Annotated in this window: 14 protein-coding genes, 1 tRNA gene, 1 rRNA gene, 1 other RNA gene and 1 other annotated feature; of the genes, 5 read left to right on the top strand and 12 right to left on the bottom strand. The window is 39.8% G+C overall.

The annotated features are described in order from the left end of the window. Positions 1-524: 524 nt before the first annotated feature. The 7 genes from ACFQZ9_RS26400 to tadA form a co-directional block, all read right to left on the bottom strand. On the bottom strand, positions 525-788 hold the full coding sequence (locus ACFQZ9_RS26400) for a pro-sigmaK processing inhibitor BofA family protein (RefSeq protein WP_198313926.1): 264 nt from the start codon (positions 786-788) through the stop codon (positions 525-527). 86 nt (positions 789-874) lie between these two features. Further along, positions 875-1,093 (bottom strand): YaaL family protein, encoded by a 219-nt coding sequence (locus ACFQZ9_RS26395; protein WP_198313927.1) that lies wholly within the window; start codon positions 1,091-1,093, stop codon positions 875-877. Positions 1,094-1,112: 19 nt separating this feature from the next. Beyond that, a complete protein-coding gene (gene recR, locus ACFQZ9_RS26390; protein ID WP_498946372.1) occupies positions 1,113-1,709 on the bottom strand; it encodes a recombination mediator RecR in 597 nt (198 codons plus the stop codon). Positions 1,710-1,769: 60 nt separating this feature from the next. Further along, positions 1,770-2,093, bottom strand: coding sequence for a YbaB/EbfC family nucleoid-associated protein (locus ACFQZ9_RS26385; protein WP_396954146.1), 324 nt, complete (start codon positions 2,091-2,093; stop codon positions 1,770-1,772). A gap of 20 nt (positions 2,094-2,113) precedes the next feature. Further along, on the bottom strand, positions 2,114-3,799 hold the full coding sequence (gene dnaX, locus ACFQZ9_RS26380) for a DNA polymerase III subunit gamma/tau (RefSeq protein WP_498946371.1): 1,686 nt from the start codon (positions 3,797-3,799) through the stop codon (positions 2,114-2,116). Between the two features lie 163 nt (positions 3,800-3,962). Further along, an RNA gene (gene ffs / locus ACFQZ9_RS26375) (signal recognition particle sRNA large type) lies at positions 3,963-4,227 on the bottom strand. A 76-nt stretch (positions 4,228-4,303) separates the two neighbouring features. Beyond that, positions 4,304-4,837, bottom strand: a complete 534-nt coding sequence (gene tadA, locus ACFQZ9_RS26370) for a tRNA adenosine(34) deaminase TadA (protein ID WP_498946370.1) — start codon at positions 4,835-4,837, stop codon at positions 4,304-4,306. 66 nt (positions 4,838-4,903) lie between these two features. On the opposite strand from tadA, the gene ACFQZ9_RS26365 reads away from it, so the two are divergent. The 4 genes from ACFQZ9_RS26365 (at position 4,904) to ACFQZ9_RS26350 (ending at position 8,341) form a co-directional block, all read left to right on the top strand. Continuing rightward, complete coding sequence (locus ACFQZ9_RS26365; protein WP_198313930.1) at positions 4,904-5,452, top strand: cysteine hydrolase family protein; 549 nt, start codon at positions 4,904-4,906, stop codon at positions 5,450-5,452. 54 nt (positions 5,453-5,506) lie between these two features. Beyond that, entirely contained in the window at positions 5,507-6,790 is a 1,284-nt protein-coding gene (locus ACFQZ9_RS26360) for a LysM peptidoglycan-binding domain-containing protein (RefSeq protein WP_198313931.1), read from the top strand. A gap of 191 nt (positions 6,791-6,981) precedes the next feature. Next, on the top strand, positions 6,982-7,629 hold the full coding sequence (locus ACFQZ9_RS26355) for a deoxynucleoside kinase (RefSeq protein WP_498946368.1): 648 nt from the start codon (positions 6,982-6,984) through the stop codon (positions 7,627-7,629). Between the two features lie 10 nt (positions 7,630-7,639). Continuing rightward, positions 7,640-8,341, top strand: a complete 702-nt coding sequence (locus ACFQZ9_RS26350; protein ID WP_498946367.1) for a deoxynucleoside kinase — start codon at positions 7,640-7,642, stop codon at positions 8,339-8,341. A 325-nt stretch (positions 8,342-8,666) separates the two neighbouring features. Here the strand turns inward: ACFQZ9_RS26350 and ACFQZ9_RS26345 are convergent. The 4 genes from ACFQZ9_RS26345 to guaB form a co-directional block, all read right to left on the bottom strand. Continuing rightward, positions 8,667-8,759: transfer RNA gene (locus ACFQZ9_RS26345), tRNA-Ser, on the bottom strand. A 94-nt stretch (positions 8,760-8,853) separates the two neighbouring features. Further along, positions 8,854-10,134: a serine--tRNA ligase gene (serS, locus tag ACFQZ9_RS26340; protein WP_498946366.1), complete on the bottom strand. Its 1,281-nt coding sequence runs from the start codon at positions 10,132-10,134 to the stop codon at positions 8,854-8,856. 136 nt (positions 10,135-10,270) lie between these two features. Next, positions 10,271-10,493: a binding site (T-box leader), on the bottom strand. A 195-nt stretch (positions 10,494-10,688) separates the two neighbouring features. Further along, positions 10,689-11,999, bottom strand: coding sequence for a D-alanyl-D-alanine carboxypeptidase family protein (locus tag ACFQZ9_RS26335; protein WP_498946373.1), 1,311 nt, complete (start codon positions 11,997-11,999; stop codon positions 10,689-10,691). 198 nt (positions 12,000-12,197) lie between these two features. Then, a complete protein-coding gene (gene guaB / locus ACFQZ9_RS26330; RefSeq protein WP_198313935.1) occupies positions 12,198-13,661 on the bottom strand; it encodes an IMP dehydrogenase in 1,464 nt (487 codons plus the stop codon). 109 nt (positions 13,662-13,770) lie between these two features. On the opposite strand from guaB, the gene ACFQZ9_RS26325 reads away from it, so the two are divergent. Next, on the top strand, positions 13,771-14,712 hold the full coding sequence (locus ACFQZ9_RS26325; RefSeq protein ID WP_498946365.1) for a YaaC family protein: 942 nt from the start codon (positions 13,771-13,773) through the stop codon (positions 14,710-14,712). A gap of 106 nt (positions 14,713-14,818) precedes the next feature. Here the strand turns inward: ACFQZ9_RS26325 and rrf are convergent. Further along, a 5S ribosomal RNA gene (gene rrf, locus ACFQZ9_RS26320) occupies positions 14,819-14,898 on the bottom strand; the annotation flags it as partial.

Below are 14,898 nucleotides of genomic sequence, written 5' to 3'. Positions count from 1 at the left end.
CACGCCGCCAGCGTTCGTCCTGAGCCAGGATCAAACTCTCCAAGAAAGTTGATATAGCTCATTTGTTACGTTGGCTTCATTTCGAAAGAAATGAATATTATTGTTTGTTGACGTTTTTGTTTGTTTAGTTTTCAAAGATCAATTTCTCTTAATCGCCAAAAGCGACTTTATTAATATAACATCTAAAGTTATTTAAGTCAATAACTTTTTTTCTTTCGTTCGTCAATCGCTGACGACTTTTAATATATTACAGGAATATATTTGATAGGTCAATAGTTTTTTAAAAGTTTTTTTCAAAAGGCTGTGTTAAAGGACAATGCTGATTCTTGAACAACGTTGATAGGAGCGGAAGGCGCGAAGACTCCTGTGGGAGTACGGGGCAGAGGAGACCCCACAGGAGCGAAGCGACGAGGAAGCTCCCCGGTCCGCCCACGAACCGCTCGCGCCTGGAGCGGAAATCAACAACTATGTTTAACAAACCTTTCAAAAAGAAAAAGCCGTCAATAAGAACGGCCTGTTTCAAACTAGATGATCCATTTTTGTATAGCCACTAGGGCAATCATTCCAGGAATCCCAAGAAAACCTGAAACAGTTGAGGTGGCAAAATTTATCGGAACATGTATTCCGAATCGATTACCTGCCACATTTAAGAAAAATAAAAATAATGCCCCAATTACTAATTTAATCGCAGCTTGGCCAATAAAACGGGCCGGCTTAAAAGGAGCACCTGAAAATAATAATATAACAATGAGTCCCCCTAAAATGGAGATTATAATAATTGGTTCCAAAAAAGCTATCCCCCTCCCAGATTACTTTTACTAATAACTATGTACAAGTTATCTAAAAAAGACCTAAGAATGGGATAGCTTTTCGATTATCTTTTTAAAGACACATTCCGCTGTTTGGCTTCTCTTATTAAGAAGAAGTATTTAGCTTCTGCGATCTTCGTTTGACATATAACTTCTTCCGATGGATCAAAACACTTCTCCAAGAGTATCTTTTGCTGCTGTGAATTTTCTTTAAATTTATTCAATTGGGTTAAGAGCTTTTCATCAAATTCTTTTCGAAGCCATCCTTTTCGTCGAAAAAACATGAATGATTCCCCCGGTACATTATAATTCTCTTCGACCTTCTAAGGCTTTTGATAAAGTAACTTCATCTGCGTACTCAAGATCTCCCCCAACCGGCAGGCCATGGGCAATTCTTGTTGTCTTAATACCTGATGGCCTTAATAACCGGGAAATGTACATGGCTGTTGCTTCCCCTTCAATATTTGGGTTGGTTGCTAGTATGACTTCCTGCACCGTTTCGTCCTGAAGTCTCTTTAATAGATCAGGGATATTGATATCCTCTGGACCTATTCCATCCATTGGTGAAATGGCTCCATGAAGGACATGATATAAACCATTAAACTCCTTCATTTTTTCCATTGCAATAACATCTTTAGGATCTTGAACAACACAGATGATGCTCTTGTCTCTCCGGACATCTTCACAAATATAGCAGGGGTCTTGATCAGTAATATGACCGCAGATTGAGCAATAAGTTAAATTACGTTTGGCATTTACAAGCGCCTTAGCGAAATCTAATACAGTGTCTTCTTTCATGCTTAAGACAAAAAAGGCCAGACGAGCGGCCGTTTTCGGACCGATTCCTGGCAATTTCATAAAGCTGTCAATCAGCTTTGAGATCGGTTCTGGATAATGCATTTTCTATTATTCCTCTCCTTAGAAATGCGTATGCACCCCTACAAGCGCTAATGTAGGACATTAAAAAGGAAGATTCATTCCTTTAGTGAATTGTCCCATTGTATTGTTTGTTAATTCTTCTGCTTTTTTAAGTGCATCATTTGTTGCAGCAAGCACCAAGTCTTGAAGCATTTCTACATCATCAGGGTCAACAGCTTCAGGATTGATTTTTACCTCTAAAACTTCTTTATGACCGGAGACGATGACGGTAACCATTCCTCCGCCGGCAGTACCTTCAATTTGCTGTTTACCTAGGTCTTCCTGTGCCTCTGCCATTTTCTTTTGCATCTTTTGCATCTGCTTCATCATATTTTGCATATTTCCCATTCCGCCACCACGCATCATTTACATTACCTCCATTTTTATTAGTCAATAACTTCCACAAATTCAGCACCAAATAGTTTTTTTGCTTCAGATATATGGGGTTGCTCCTCCGCCTGGGAATCTTTCCCTTCTCCATCTTCAGCATGCTGATGACTCAGAAAACCTTCCCGAATGGACAACCATTGATCTTCAGGCACACCAAGGATCGTAAACCGATGACCGGTTAACTCTTGTAGTGCAGACATTACCGTTTCAATAAAACGGTTGTTATCCATGGCCATTTGGCAGTGAATTTCATGCTTGAATTTTAGAATAAAAGCAGTGGACGAAGCTGCCACAGGCTCAGCCTCATTTAATAAGGCTGCGTGTGATTTCATTAGCCGTGCCCGCATTTCCGCCCAATTACTTTTAATTTGATTGATATCATTTTTTGTTGCATTTTTTAAAACTTCATTTATCTTGCCAACAGCAGGCTGGAATCCTTTTCTTGATGTTCTAGGTGCTGCTTTTTGTACAGGAGCAGGAGCTTCCTGTGCTGCCGGAATTCCATTTGCCTTTAATTGCCGCAGGTCATCTTCAAGCTGTTCTATTTTTGCAAGAAGCTGAGAGATTTGCCCAGGTGCAGCCTGATCAGAATGTTTGGTTTCGATTTGGCACAACTTTACGATTGCAACCTCTAGAAAGATTCTCGGATGATTGGTCCAACGCATTTCCTGCTGCGTCTTATTTAATTGGTCAATCATCAGATAAATTTGTTCAGTCGGGATCGTTTCCGCTATTTTTTGAAATTCACTGTCAAGTGTCACTCTTTCTAAGGATTCCTCAAGATTGGGGGCAGTTTTATAGAGAAGCAAATCCCGGTAGAATAGAATTAAATCCTCAATAAACCGAGCCGGGTCTTTTCCATGAAATAAAAGTTCCTCTAACGCTTCTAATCCACTTGCAACATCCTTTTCTTGAAAAGCATGAGCCAACTTATATAAAAACCCTTGTGACACAGACCCTGTTACAGTTAGTGCATCCTCTACTGTTACACGGTCTTGACTAAACGATATCGCCTGATCCAGTAAGCTTAATGCATCACGCATACCACCTTCTGCTGCTCTGGCAATCATTTGCAGTGCTTGTTCCTCGCAATCCACACCCGTTTCATCGACAATTAGCTTCATTCTCTTTACGATCGACCCAGCTGTAATCCGTCTAAAATCAAAACGCTGACATCTTGAAATAATCGTTAGCGGGATTTTATGAGGCTCGGTTGTCGCCAAGATAAAAATTACATGTTTCGGCGGTTCCTCTAACGTTTTTAATAAGGCATTGAAGGCGCTAATGGATAGCATATGCACTTCATCAATGATATAGACCTTATATTTGACGGCATTGGGAGCGAACTTTACCTTATCGAGTACGTCTCTCATTTCTTCAACGCGTGAGTTTGAAGCTGCATCAAATTCCAAAACATCCGAGATTGTTCCATCTGTAATTCCCCGGCATGCAGCACATTCGTTACACGGTTCTGCAACAGGTGAATGCTCACAATTAACCGCTTTTGCCAAAATTTTAGCTGCACTGGTCTTCCCTGTTCCTCTTGGGCCTGAAAATAAATAAGCATGTGAAATTTTCTGTTGAAGCAGGGCGTTTTGCAATGTCTTGGTCACATGCTCCTGTCCTACGACATCAATAAAGGTTTGAGGCCGCCAAACACGATATAAAGCCTGATAAGCCAATGGACATCGCCCCCTTCTCAAATTTTCATTAACTTTTGTCTAGGCTTCTGCTTTTCTCATTATAACGTATCTATTTAAGAAGTGAAAATATTAGAATATACAAAAAAACTCATCCCATTTTTTCTGAGATAAGTAATTTGTTAAGAAATATGTAATTAAACTGCCGTGCACCTTCCTTCGACTGGCGCCCATAAGCGTTACTTAAGCAGTTAGCTCGACCCAGGCAACCCTGCGGCACATGAGAGCGTCCACTTAATGCTGCTTCCTTCCGGACCTGACATGGTTCATGGATTCCCATTGCGCAGGACCCGGGCGTCAACACCACTTACTTAAGGCAGACCCTACAGGTCACGAGCCTCAGGAAGGGATTCAGCCTCGCTAGAGCGGATTGCGAGTACAGGGCACCGCTACCTCCCCGCCTAGCACGGCAAAGTTGAAAACAATATTAGTGCGTCATATCTGACACTTTTTTAGTATACTAACATTCAAAGGAAAATGCAACGTCTATTCGATGTTAATATTTGTAAGTCCATCCATCTGCATTTGCTTTTCCTTACGCTTATCTGCCTTTTTCCTCTCCCGAATTGCGCGAAAAAAGGAGGACAACAATTGACCACATTCCTCCTCCAAGACTCCCTTTATAACCTCACTTTGGTGATTGAATCTTTCATCCTGAAGAAGATTCATAAAGGTACCGGCACAACCCCCCTTTGGATCAGGTGCCCCATATACCACTCTTTTGATTCGAGACAAAATGATAGCACCGGAACACATTGGGCAAGGCTCCAATGTTACATAAAGGGTAGCATCCTCCAGTCGCCATGATCCTATTTCATGGCAGGCCTGGTCAATCGCAAGCAGTTCTGCATGTGCAATGGCGGATTGTTCATTCTCTCTTAAATTATGGGCACGAGAAATGATTTCTTCCCCCAGGACAATGACAGCCCCAATCGGAACCTCGTTTAGTGTCTCCGCCTTCTTTGCTTCCTTTATTGCTTCTTTCATATAGTATTCATCTTGATTTATATTCACCGTCATCATTTGTTCCTTTCAAGGATAAGATTTATTACCTCCTTCCAAACTATAATTAGGAGGAGATAATTCATGAAGGAAATCCATCCTGCACTTATTATTATCGATATGATTAATAACTTTGATTTTTCCCACGGACCGATTTTGGCAAAAAAGGCCCTAGAAATTGCCCATCCTATTAAAAAGTTAAAGAAGAACTTTAATGAAAAAGGTCTGCCGGTCATTTTTATTAATGATCACTATAATTTATGGCAGGCAGAATATACAAAAATAATTAACCTCTGTAGAAATCATTATAGTCAACCTGTGTTTGAAATATTGCTTCCGGAAGAACATGATTATTTTTTAATTAAGCCAAAGCATTCTGCTTTTTACGGTACTGCTTTAAATACTCTGCTCCACCAATTAAAGGTGAACACATTGATTCTCTCCGGCATTGCCGGAAATATTTGTGTTTTGTTTACCGCAAATGACGCCTATATGCGAGAATTCCAGCTTTATGTCCCGAAAAACTGCATCGCCTCTGCAGATGACCAAGATAATCAATATGCTTTAACAATGATGCAAAATGTACTAAAAGCAAATATTCAGCCCGCAACTGATAAAAATTATATCATGTAACCTCTTTTGCGCTCATATGATTGTTGTAGCGTATGTGCGTTAGGAGGGAAAAGCATGCAAATTCATGTGGTTCAAAGAAATGAATCCTTAACAACAATTGCCCGGGCTTATCGTACTACCGTTCAAGATATCATCGATGCGAATGAATTACCAAATCCAAATAATCTTGTAATTGGGCAGGCAATTGTGATTCCAATTATCGGGAGTTTTTATACTGTTAAACAGGGAGAGACCCTATATAGTATTGCACAAAAGGTGGGAGTTCCTTATCAGCAGCTTGCCACTATTAATCGAATTTCAGCCACACAACCGCTCTCTGTAGGTCTACGGCTCTATATCCCACAAAGTAAAAAAAGGCCGGCAGATTTTAATGCCTATGTTGAACCACGCGGGACCACTGTTGCTCCTGCACTCGAAAGCAGTGCTCGTGAGGCAGCACCATACTTAACCTATTTAGCTCCTTTTAGCTTCCAGGTCCACCGTGACGGAACATTAAAGGAACCATTATTAAATAACTTCCCATCCATTGCAAAATCCCACCAAGTGGTCCTGATGATGGTAATCAACAACCAGGAGAATGATCAATTTAGTGACGAATTAGGGCGGATTTTACTCACGGACATAGCCATTCAGGATAAATTTTTAAATAATATTGTCGCAACGGCTAAAAAGTATGGCTTCCGGGATATTCATTTTGACTTTGAATATTTACGCCCTGCCGACAAGGAAGCCTATAATACGTTCTTACGGAAGGCGAAGGCCCGTTTTAAAAGTGAAGGCTGGTTAATGTCCACTGCACTTGCGCCGAAAACAAGCGCGACACAAAAAGGAAAATGGTATGAAGGACATGATTATAAGGCGCATGGACAAATTTCTGATTTTGTCGTCATCATGACTTATGAATGGGGCTATAGCGGCGGCCCTGCGATGGCTGTTTCCCCGATTGGACCTGTAAGGAAGGTTTTAGAGTACGCTATCAGTGAAATGCCTTCAAATAAAATTCTTATGGGTCAAAATCTTTACGGTTATGATTGGACCCTGCCGTTTGTTCAAGGGTCAATTGCAAAAGCAGTAAGCCCGCAACAGGCTATTCAGCTTGCTGCCAGTCATAATGTGCCGATTGAATATGATTCAAAGGCACAGGCACCGTTTTTTAGATATACCGAGAATGGCAAGCAGCATGAAGTTTGGTTTGAAGATGCCCGCTCCATCCAGGCAAAATTTGACTTAATTAAGGAATTAAATTTACGAGGAATGAGTTATTGGAAACTTGGTTTGTCCTTCCCGCAAAACTGGCTGTTAATCGTTGACAATTTTAATGTAACAAAAAGAACATAAACTGCCTATATTCGGCAGTTTTTCTTTTTATTCGACAAAAACCAACATCCTCAAAAATATTCCATATCCCTTCCTGCTTAAGATTATGATAAAATATTCTTTGTGTCACTTTTATAAAGACAGTAAAAAAGACCCGGTTTTTAGACTGGTTCATTATAGAAAGATCAGGCAGTGGAGAGGGAGGATATTCAATGGGAGATACACCCTTTATTACCGTTGAAGGGCCGATTGGTGTAGGGAAAACATCTCTTGCAAAAGCCGTTTCGGAGCATTTTCATTTTGCTTTATTAAAAGAGATTGTTGATGAGAATCCATTTTTGGGGAAATTTTATGAAAATATAGAGGAATGGAGTTTCCAGACGGAAATGTTTTTTCTCTGCAATCGCTTTAAACAATTAGGGGATATCAACACCCATTATTTAAGCAAAAATCAGGCGGTAGTAGCTGACTATCATATTTTTAAAAATTTAATTTTTGCTTCTCGGACCCTGAATAAACAAGAATACGAGAAATACTACAAAATTTATCAAATTTTGACTTCCGATATGCCAAAGCCTAATGTCATTATTTATTTGAATGCAAGCCTTGATACATTATTAAAGCGAATCAAGCTCAGAGGACGAGAGGTTGAGAAAAATATCAGCCCATTGTATTTAGAGCAGCTTTCAATTGATTATGAAAATGCTCTGGCAAGCTTTGAACAGGAACATCCAGAAATACCCGTTCTCCGCTTTAACGGTGATGCGTTAGATTTTGTAAAAAGTGAAGAGGACTTACAGCATATTATTAAAAAACTATCGAATTCATTAAAACAGAACAGTTGGTCTAATACATTATAAGAACAGGGGGATGTTCGTGAGTATTGTTATCGGTGGTATGATTGGCTTGGGAAAGACAAGTGTAGCTGACACTTTAAGTGCGCACTTTAAAAATAAAGGAATCGAAAGTAAGGTGTTCTATGAAGCGGTGGACGATAATCCAATCCTTCCGCTCTATTATGAATTGACTCCAGAAGAATTGGATGCCAAAAGAATCCCTTTCCTCTTACAGTTATTTTTCTTAAATAAACGTTTTAAAACAGTGAAAGAATGCATTAATTGGAGAGAACCGGTTTACACGATTCAGGACCGCTCCATTTATGAAGATTGGTATTTTGCATATGTAAATAAGAATCTAGGCAGAATTTCAGACCTGGAATTTAAAATATATGAAGAGCTTGTTGAAAATATGATGGAAGAATTAAAGGAGCTCCCTAAAAAGGCTCCAGACTTAATGGTCTACTTAAAAGGTTCGTTTGATACGGTAATTGACCGCATCATGGCGCGCGGCCGCAGCTTCGAAATTAATCCTGAATTGAAAGAATACTACTTTGAGGTGTGGAAGGGCTATGATGAGTGGGTATTGAATCAATATGACGCGAGTGAAGTCCTTATAATTGATATGGACACTACCGATGTTGTGAAAAGTAACGCGGATGCTAAAAAGGTTTGCCGCGAGGTCGAAGGAAAGCTAAATGAAATCTTAAATAAAGAAACGGCACATATTGGGTAACCCAATATGTGCTTTTTTAATGAAGTCCTTGAGGCTTTATTCTGATTTTTTTCTTTATCTTTGGCACTATGAGGCCTTGTTAGTGACCTCAGCCTCTACTTTTTCCTCTTTGCGGGCACTATGAGGACTTCTTAGTGACCGCACCCTCTAATTTCCCTTCTTTACCGGCACTATAACCTTTATCAACGCTTGATTCCTTGCCCCTTTTCTCTACAGTGAACTATTTAAACTGTCTTAACCCTAAAAAAGTGCATAAAAAAATCGCTACAATAAATTGTAACGATTTTTTTATCTCCAGTTTTTATGCGCGATTTAAGTAAAGTTATGGCGGAGGAAGAGGGATTCGAACCCCCGCGCGGTTTAACCCGCCTGTCGGTTTTCAAGACCGATCCCTTCAGCCGGACTTGGGTATTCCTCCGTGACAACAAAAATTAATTTATCATATATCTTTCTCAGTGTCAAACAAAAATAGTGAAATCTTTCGGACGGAAAAACTCCGTCCGAAATACACCTTACTCTGGAATTATCACACTGCGGCCACCCATATATGGCTGTAAAACCTTAGGGATTGCCACACTGCCGTCTTCCTGTTGATAATTTTCTAAAATAGCCGCTACGGTTCTGCCAATTGCAAGTCCTGAACCATTCAAGGTGTGAATATGCTCAGGCTTAGCCTTCGGATCACGGCGGAAACGAATATTTGCACGTCTTGCCTGGAACGCTTCAAAGTTACTGCAAGAAGAAATTTCTCTGAACGTTTCGTAGCTCGGAATCCATACCTCAATATCATACTTTTTCGCAGCAGTAAAGCCAAGGTCACCTGTGCACATGCTTAATACTCGGTATGGGAGTTCAAGTAATTGAAGGACCTTCTCCGCATCATTCGTTAATTTTTCAAGCTCATTGTAAGAGTCTTCCGGCTTAACAAATTTGACTAATTCAACCTTATTAAATTGATGCTGGCGAATGAGGCCGCGGGTATCACGGCCTGCAGAACCAGCCTCTGAGCGGAAGCATGCACTATAAGCCGCATAACGGATAGGGAGCTCCTCACCGCTTAAGATTTCATCCCTGTGAAGATTAGTAACAGGCACCTCCGCCGTTGGAATCAGGAAATAATCCTCGCTTTCAATTAAGAAAGCATCTTCGGCAAACTTTGGAAGCTGACCTGTTCCTGTCATACTTGTGCGGTTCACCATATATGGAGGTAGTATTTCCTTGTAGCCATGTTCATCGACATGAAGGTCCAGCATGAAGTTCATGAGTGCACGCTCTAAACGAGCACCAAGGCCTTTATAAAACACAAAGCGGCTGCCGGTGACTTTGCCCGCGCGTTCAAAGTCAAGGATGCCCAAGTGATCTGCAATATCCCAGTGCGGCTTTGGTTCAAAAGCGAAATCCCGTACGTTACCCCATTGTCTAATTTCTACATTATCGTCTTCCGTTTCCCCAACCGGTACGCTTTCATGGGGAATATTTGGAATGCTTAACAATAACATTTCCAATGTTTCTTCGACACCGCGGAGCTCATCGTCTAATGTTTTAATTCTGTCGCCAACTTCGCGCATCTCTTTGATTAAATGGTCAGCATCCTGTTTTTCACGCTTTAAAACAGCCACCTGTTGGGAAACCTCGTTCCGCTTGCTTTTCAGTTGTTCAGATTCAACAATTAGATCACGTCTTTTTTGATCCAGTTCTTCAAATTTTCCAAGGTCTGTTAAGTCCTCACCACGGTGCTGAAGTTTTTCTTTTACTTCAGTAAAATTAGCTCTTAATAATTTAATATCAAGCATATATTTCCACTCCTTTTTTTGAAATAGGCCGTGTTAATGACCATTTGATTTTACACCTGGTGATTGAAGCTCCTAGAGCGTAAATCAACAGCCAAGTTTAACAGCGCCTAAAAAATAAAAAACTCCCGCCCCTAAAAACAGGGACGAGAGTTACCCGCGATACCACCCTGGTTGACAGAATACGTCTGCCCACCTTGAAAAAAATTAACGGTTTCTGCCGAAAGTATTTACTGCCTCCTTATCGGAGGGTTCCATACCTTGCTCGAGGATGGATTCACAAGCGCCATTCACCGGTTCCCACCTGCCACCGGCTCTCTTAAGAATAAACTCCTGCTACTAGTTCCTCTCATTGCTTTAAACATATTAAGGATTTGTATTTAATAATCTACTATAATTATCCACTAATTGCAACCAAATTATACAAGATGTTTTGCCTTTACTTCTTTAACCATCTCTATAAGGGTTTCCTCTCCCTTAGGCAATAGCAACAAAAAAGGATCCATGTCAAGACATGAATCCAAGTTAAACAGTTAATTATGAAGATTTAAATTCCTCTAAAACCAGCCTTTAACTGTTTTAGAAATGCCGCCCCACACATCTCCGAAGAAGCTGCCGACTCCTCTCATCATGAGAACAAACCAATTTGCTTTTTCTACGTCCTGTGCTGCAATCACATCCACTTTAATGCTCTTTTCCCCTTGGCTGTTCAGGTAACTTAGTTTGTCGCCCTTTTTGGATTTAATCGTCAAATAGCCAATGGTTTCACCTTTTTTAATTGGTGCGGTTAATTCACCATCTTTATTAATTTTATTTTTATCTAATACCAATTCTGGTTGATAATTTTGTTTTTCGCCATTTAGAACCATCATATCAATGGCTGACTTGGAGTAAATTTTAACACTGTCTTCTTTACCTTTAATCACAGGTAAGGTTTTATGACCCTTTACTTGAAAATGGGAAGGGACAATCTCTTCCTTGCTAAAATTACTAAAGGCATAGTCCATCATCTTTCTTGTTTCTTCAAAACGGGACTTCTTATCACTTGTAGCTCCATTTGCATCTTTCGCATTCTGCACAACTGTAATAAATCTTTTTCCATCTCTCATGGCAGTCCCGGTAAAACAAGCTCCTGCAAAATCTGTAGTTCCTGTTTTTAACCCGTCCATGCCTTGATAACCGTAAATTAATGTTGGCAGCATCCAGTTCCAGTTATCCATTTTAATTTCGTCATCTGTACCTTCTCTAAACTTCTTTGTAGGAATACTTGCTGTTTTTAATACATCGGGGAAATCATGAATTAAGCGGAAAGCTAATTGTGCAACTGAATAGGCGGACATGACATTTTCTTCGTCAGCGCTTGTCCCTGCAGGCTGCTGGCCAAAATAATCACTATTATTTAAACCTGTAGAGTTAACAAATTTATAGTTCTTTAAACCCAATTCTTTCGCTTTATCATTCATCATTTTTACAAAGTTTGTTTCTGAGCCAGCAATCACTTCTGCTAAAGCGATTGTCGCAGCATTGGCAGAGTAAATAGCCATTGCCTGATATAATTCTCTTACTGTATATTTACCATCACGTCTTAATGGAACATTTGATAGGTTTCGATTTTGTGAAATTTTATAAGCAAGCTCACTCACAGAATATTGTTGATCCCACTTCACCTTGCCATGTTTAATGGCATCAAGCAGGATATATTCAGTCATCATTTTTGACATACTGGCAATACCAAGTAAACTGTCAGCATTTTGTTGGTATAAAACCTTTCCGGTTTCTCCGTCCACAATAATTGCACTATCTGCATTCACCTTTAATGGCGCTTGTGCTTCTGCTTTATTTAAGCCTGAAAACAGGCTAAAAAACATAATTAATGCTAATAAGCCCGAAATACTTTTTCGATAAAAATATTTATTCACTATAATGCCCTCCAACGAATTTATACACCTTGGTTATTTTAACATAACTCCCATTCAAATCATAGACAGAGCAAAGACCTATTTGTTTTCCAAAAATAAAAAGGAGGGCGGTATAGTCCCTCCTTACTATGTTACATACTGCTTGGCTTATAAAGAATAGTTTGGTGCTTCCTTAGTTATTTGGACATCATGCGGATGGCTCTCTTTTAATCCGGCGCCTGTCATCCGAATAAACTGAGCGTTGTTTCGTAATGCTTCTAAATCCTTTGTCCCGCAATATCCCATACCAGAACGTAATCCGCCAATTAACTGATAAACTGTTTCCGCTAATGGGCCTTTATAAGGCAGGCGGCCTTCAATACCCTCTGGTACAAACTTCTTATTATCCTCTTGGAAATAACGGTCTTTTGAACCCTTTTCCATAGCAGCAACAGAGCCCATTCCACGATAGACTTTAAATCTTCTGCCTTGGAAAATTTCTGTTTCCCCGGGACTTTCTGATACACCCGCTAGCAGACTTCCCAGCATAACTGCGTGGCCTCCAGCTGCAAGTGCTTTAACGATATCACCGGAGTACTTGATTCCTCCATCAGCAATGATGGTCTTGCCATGTTTCCTTGCTTCGGTTGCACAATCATAAACAGCTGTAATCTGAGGAACCCCTACACCAGCGACAACCCTGGTTGTACAAATAGAACCTGGTCCGATTCCCACTTTAACCACATCGGCACCAGCTTCAAACAAATCTTTTGTTGCTTCTGCTGTTGCAACGTTCCCTGCAATAATAGTTAAATCCGGGAAGGCACTTCTAATTTGTTTTACTGTATCAAGGACACCCTTGGAATGGCCATGGGCTGTATCGACTACTATGACGTCCACATTCGCTTTAACAAGGGCCTCTACCCTCATCATGGTGTCTTTTGTAACTCCGACAGCTCCTCCAGCCAGTAGGCGGCCTTGGCGATCCTTTGCTGAATTCGGAAACTCAATAACCTTCTCTATATCCTTAATGGTAATTAACCCTTTTAATACCCCATCATGATCTACTAGCGGCAGCTTTTCAATTTTATGCTGCTGCAAAATTTCTTCTGCTTCCTTCAATGTTGTCCCTACAGGTGCCGTTACAAGATCTTCCTTTGTCATTACATCTGAAATTTTAAAGGAATAATCCTGGATAAAACGGAGATCCCTATTTGTGATGATGCCGACTAGTCTTTGTTCCTCTTCATTATTGACAATTGGAACACCTGAAATCCGATATTTCCCCATTAAGTGCTCTGCATCATATACTTGATGTTCAGGAGTGAGGAAAAATGGGTCCGTAATAACGCCGCTTTCTGACCTTTTTACTTTTTCAACCTGCTCGGCCTGCTGTTCAATGGTCATATTTTTATGGATAATGCCTAAACCACCTTGGCGTGCCATTGCAATAGCCATTTCAGCTTCAGTTACTGTATCCATCCCAGCACTCAGAATTGGAATATTAAGCTTTACGTTTTCTGATAACGAAACTTGAAGATTTACATCACGCGGCAGAATCTCAGACTTACCTGGAATTAACAAGACATCGTCAAAGGTTAATCCTTCTTTTACAAATTTATTTTCCCACATTTTTAAGGCCTCCAGGACAAAATTTTTTATTTGTAGGTTATCAATTGGACAAAATACTGTCAAGGAACTAGTTTTAATTTGATTATTCTGAAAAAAAGGAGATCTTAGATTGGATATCTCTTATAAAGACTGGGCAAGCTTTTCGTGTTTTTTTTCAGCTGAATATTGTCAGCTATTTTTAAAACGCAATTATCAAAAACGCATGATCGATAACCCTGAGCAAAAAAGCTATGAAAACGGTTACGCTCTTTTATATTATCTGGAACATGGACAGATTTATTATGAACAAGCAGAGAAGTCTCCGATTATTCTTAAACCGATTCTTCTCTTTTATGGTTTGGTTCATTTAATTAAGGCTTGTATTTTAACTATTGACCCGGCATATCCAGAAACTACAAGTGTGTTGGCGCATGGTGTCTCAACAAGAAAGCGGAAAAAGCAAAATTATCAATTCTTTCATGATGAGGTGAAACTACAAAAAAATGGACTTTTTCCTTTCATGTCAGAAAAAATGTTCCACATGAAACAATTGGAAGGGGAAAAGGTCATTATGGAGGATTTATTAAGGCTTATTCCTGAATTAGATGATTTATTTTTTTTACTGGATGGAACGAGGACATTTTCAAGTATACCTTTCCAAGGAGAACAATTTGAAATTCCTGATAAAGTATTAGACCATTACCATATGACAGAAAATCGACTAAAGGAGTATTTGACATCTAAAGCTATGCATCCCATTTCATTTTCCGAAGAAGGGCTTTCTTTCATGTTTAACGGGACTTTTCAGAAAAAGAGTTCACCCTTTAAATATCATTTGGAAAAAGGGCATCTAGTTCTCCCTGTCCGAAAAAGTGAATTTCTCCATTTTCCGGAACTTTTAATTCATTATCTGCTTCTTTATAACTTAAGTATGATTGCCCGCTATGAAACGGAGTGGTGGAGTGAGTTAACGAAAATGATGCCTAATCGAGATTTCCCTTTTATTCAATCGTTTTTAAATAGTACCTTAAAGAAAGGCCCATTTCTTATTTATGAGTATTTAATGAATTGAAAAAGCCAGGGTCTTTTGATCCTGGCCTTTGTTTAAAATTTAATCTTACTGAGCTCTTCTTTTTTAAACTACAAAAAGACAACCCTCTTCAGGTTGTCTTTCATTTGCCTGGCAACGTCCTACTCTCACAGGGGGACAGCCCCCAACTACCATCGGCGCTGAGAAGCTTAACTTCCGTGTTCGGTA

The organism is Neobacillus sp. GCM10027624, assembly GCF_042675345.1.
GTDB lineage: Bacteria > Bacillota > Bacilli > Bacillales > Cytobacillaceae > Neobacillus > Neobacillus cucumis_D.
The sequence above is the reverse complement of the archived record's forward strand: the minus strand, read 5'-3'. Positions and strand labels throughout refer to the sequence as shown.

Coding starts and splice junctions, on each gene's coding strand:
- ACFQZ9_RS26395 (WP_198313927.1), bottom strand. CDS start 1,093: ATGTTTTTTCGACGAAAAGGATGGCTTCGAAAAGAATTTGATGAAAAG.
- recR (WP_498946372.1), bottom strand. CDS start 1,709: ATGCATTATCCAGAACCGATCTCAAAGCTGATTGACAGCTTTATGAAA.
- ACFQZ9_RS26385 (WP_396954146.1), bottom strand. CDS start 2,093: ATGATGCGTGGTGGCGGAATGGGAAATATGCAAAATATGATGAAGCAG.
- tadA (WP_498946370.1), bottom strand. CDS start 4,837: ATGACGGTGAATATAAATCAAGATGAATACTATATGAAAGAAGCAATA.
- ACFQZ9_RS26365 (WP_198313930.1), top strand. CDS start 4,904: ATGAAGGAAATCCATCCTGCACTTATTATTATCGATATGATTAATAAC.
- ACFQZ9_RS26360 (WP_198313931.1), top strand. CDS start 5,507: ATGCAAATTCATGTGGTTCAAAGAAATGAATCCTTAACAACAATTGCC.
- ACFQZ9_RS26355 (WP_498946368.1), top strand. CDS start 6,982: ATGGGAGATACACCCTTTATTACCGTTGAAGGGCCGATTGGTGTAGGG.
- ACFQZ9_RS26350 (WP_498946367.1), top strand. CDS start 7,640: ATGTTCGTGAGTATTGTTATCGGTGGTATGATTGGCTTGGGAAAGACA.
- serS (WP_498946366.1), bottom strand. CDS start 10,134: ATGCTTGATATTAAATTATTAAGAGCTAATTTTACTGAAGTAAAAGAA.
- ACFQZ9_RS26335 (WP_498946373.1), bottom strand. CDS start 11,999: ATGTTTTTTAGCCTGTTTTCAGGCTTAAATAAAGCAGAAGCACAAGCG.
- guaB (WP_198313935.1), bottom strand. CDS start 13,661: ATGTGGGAAAATAAATTTGTAAAAGAAGGATTAACCTTTGACGATGTC.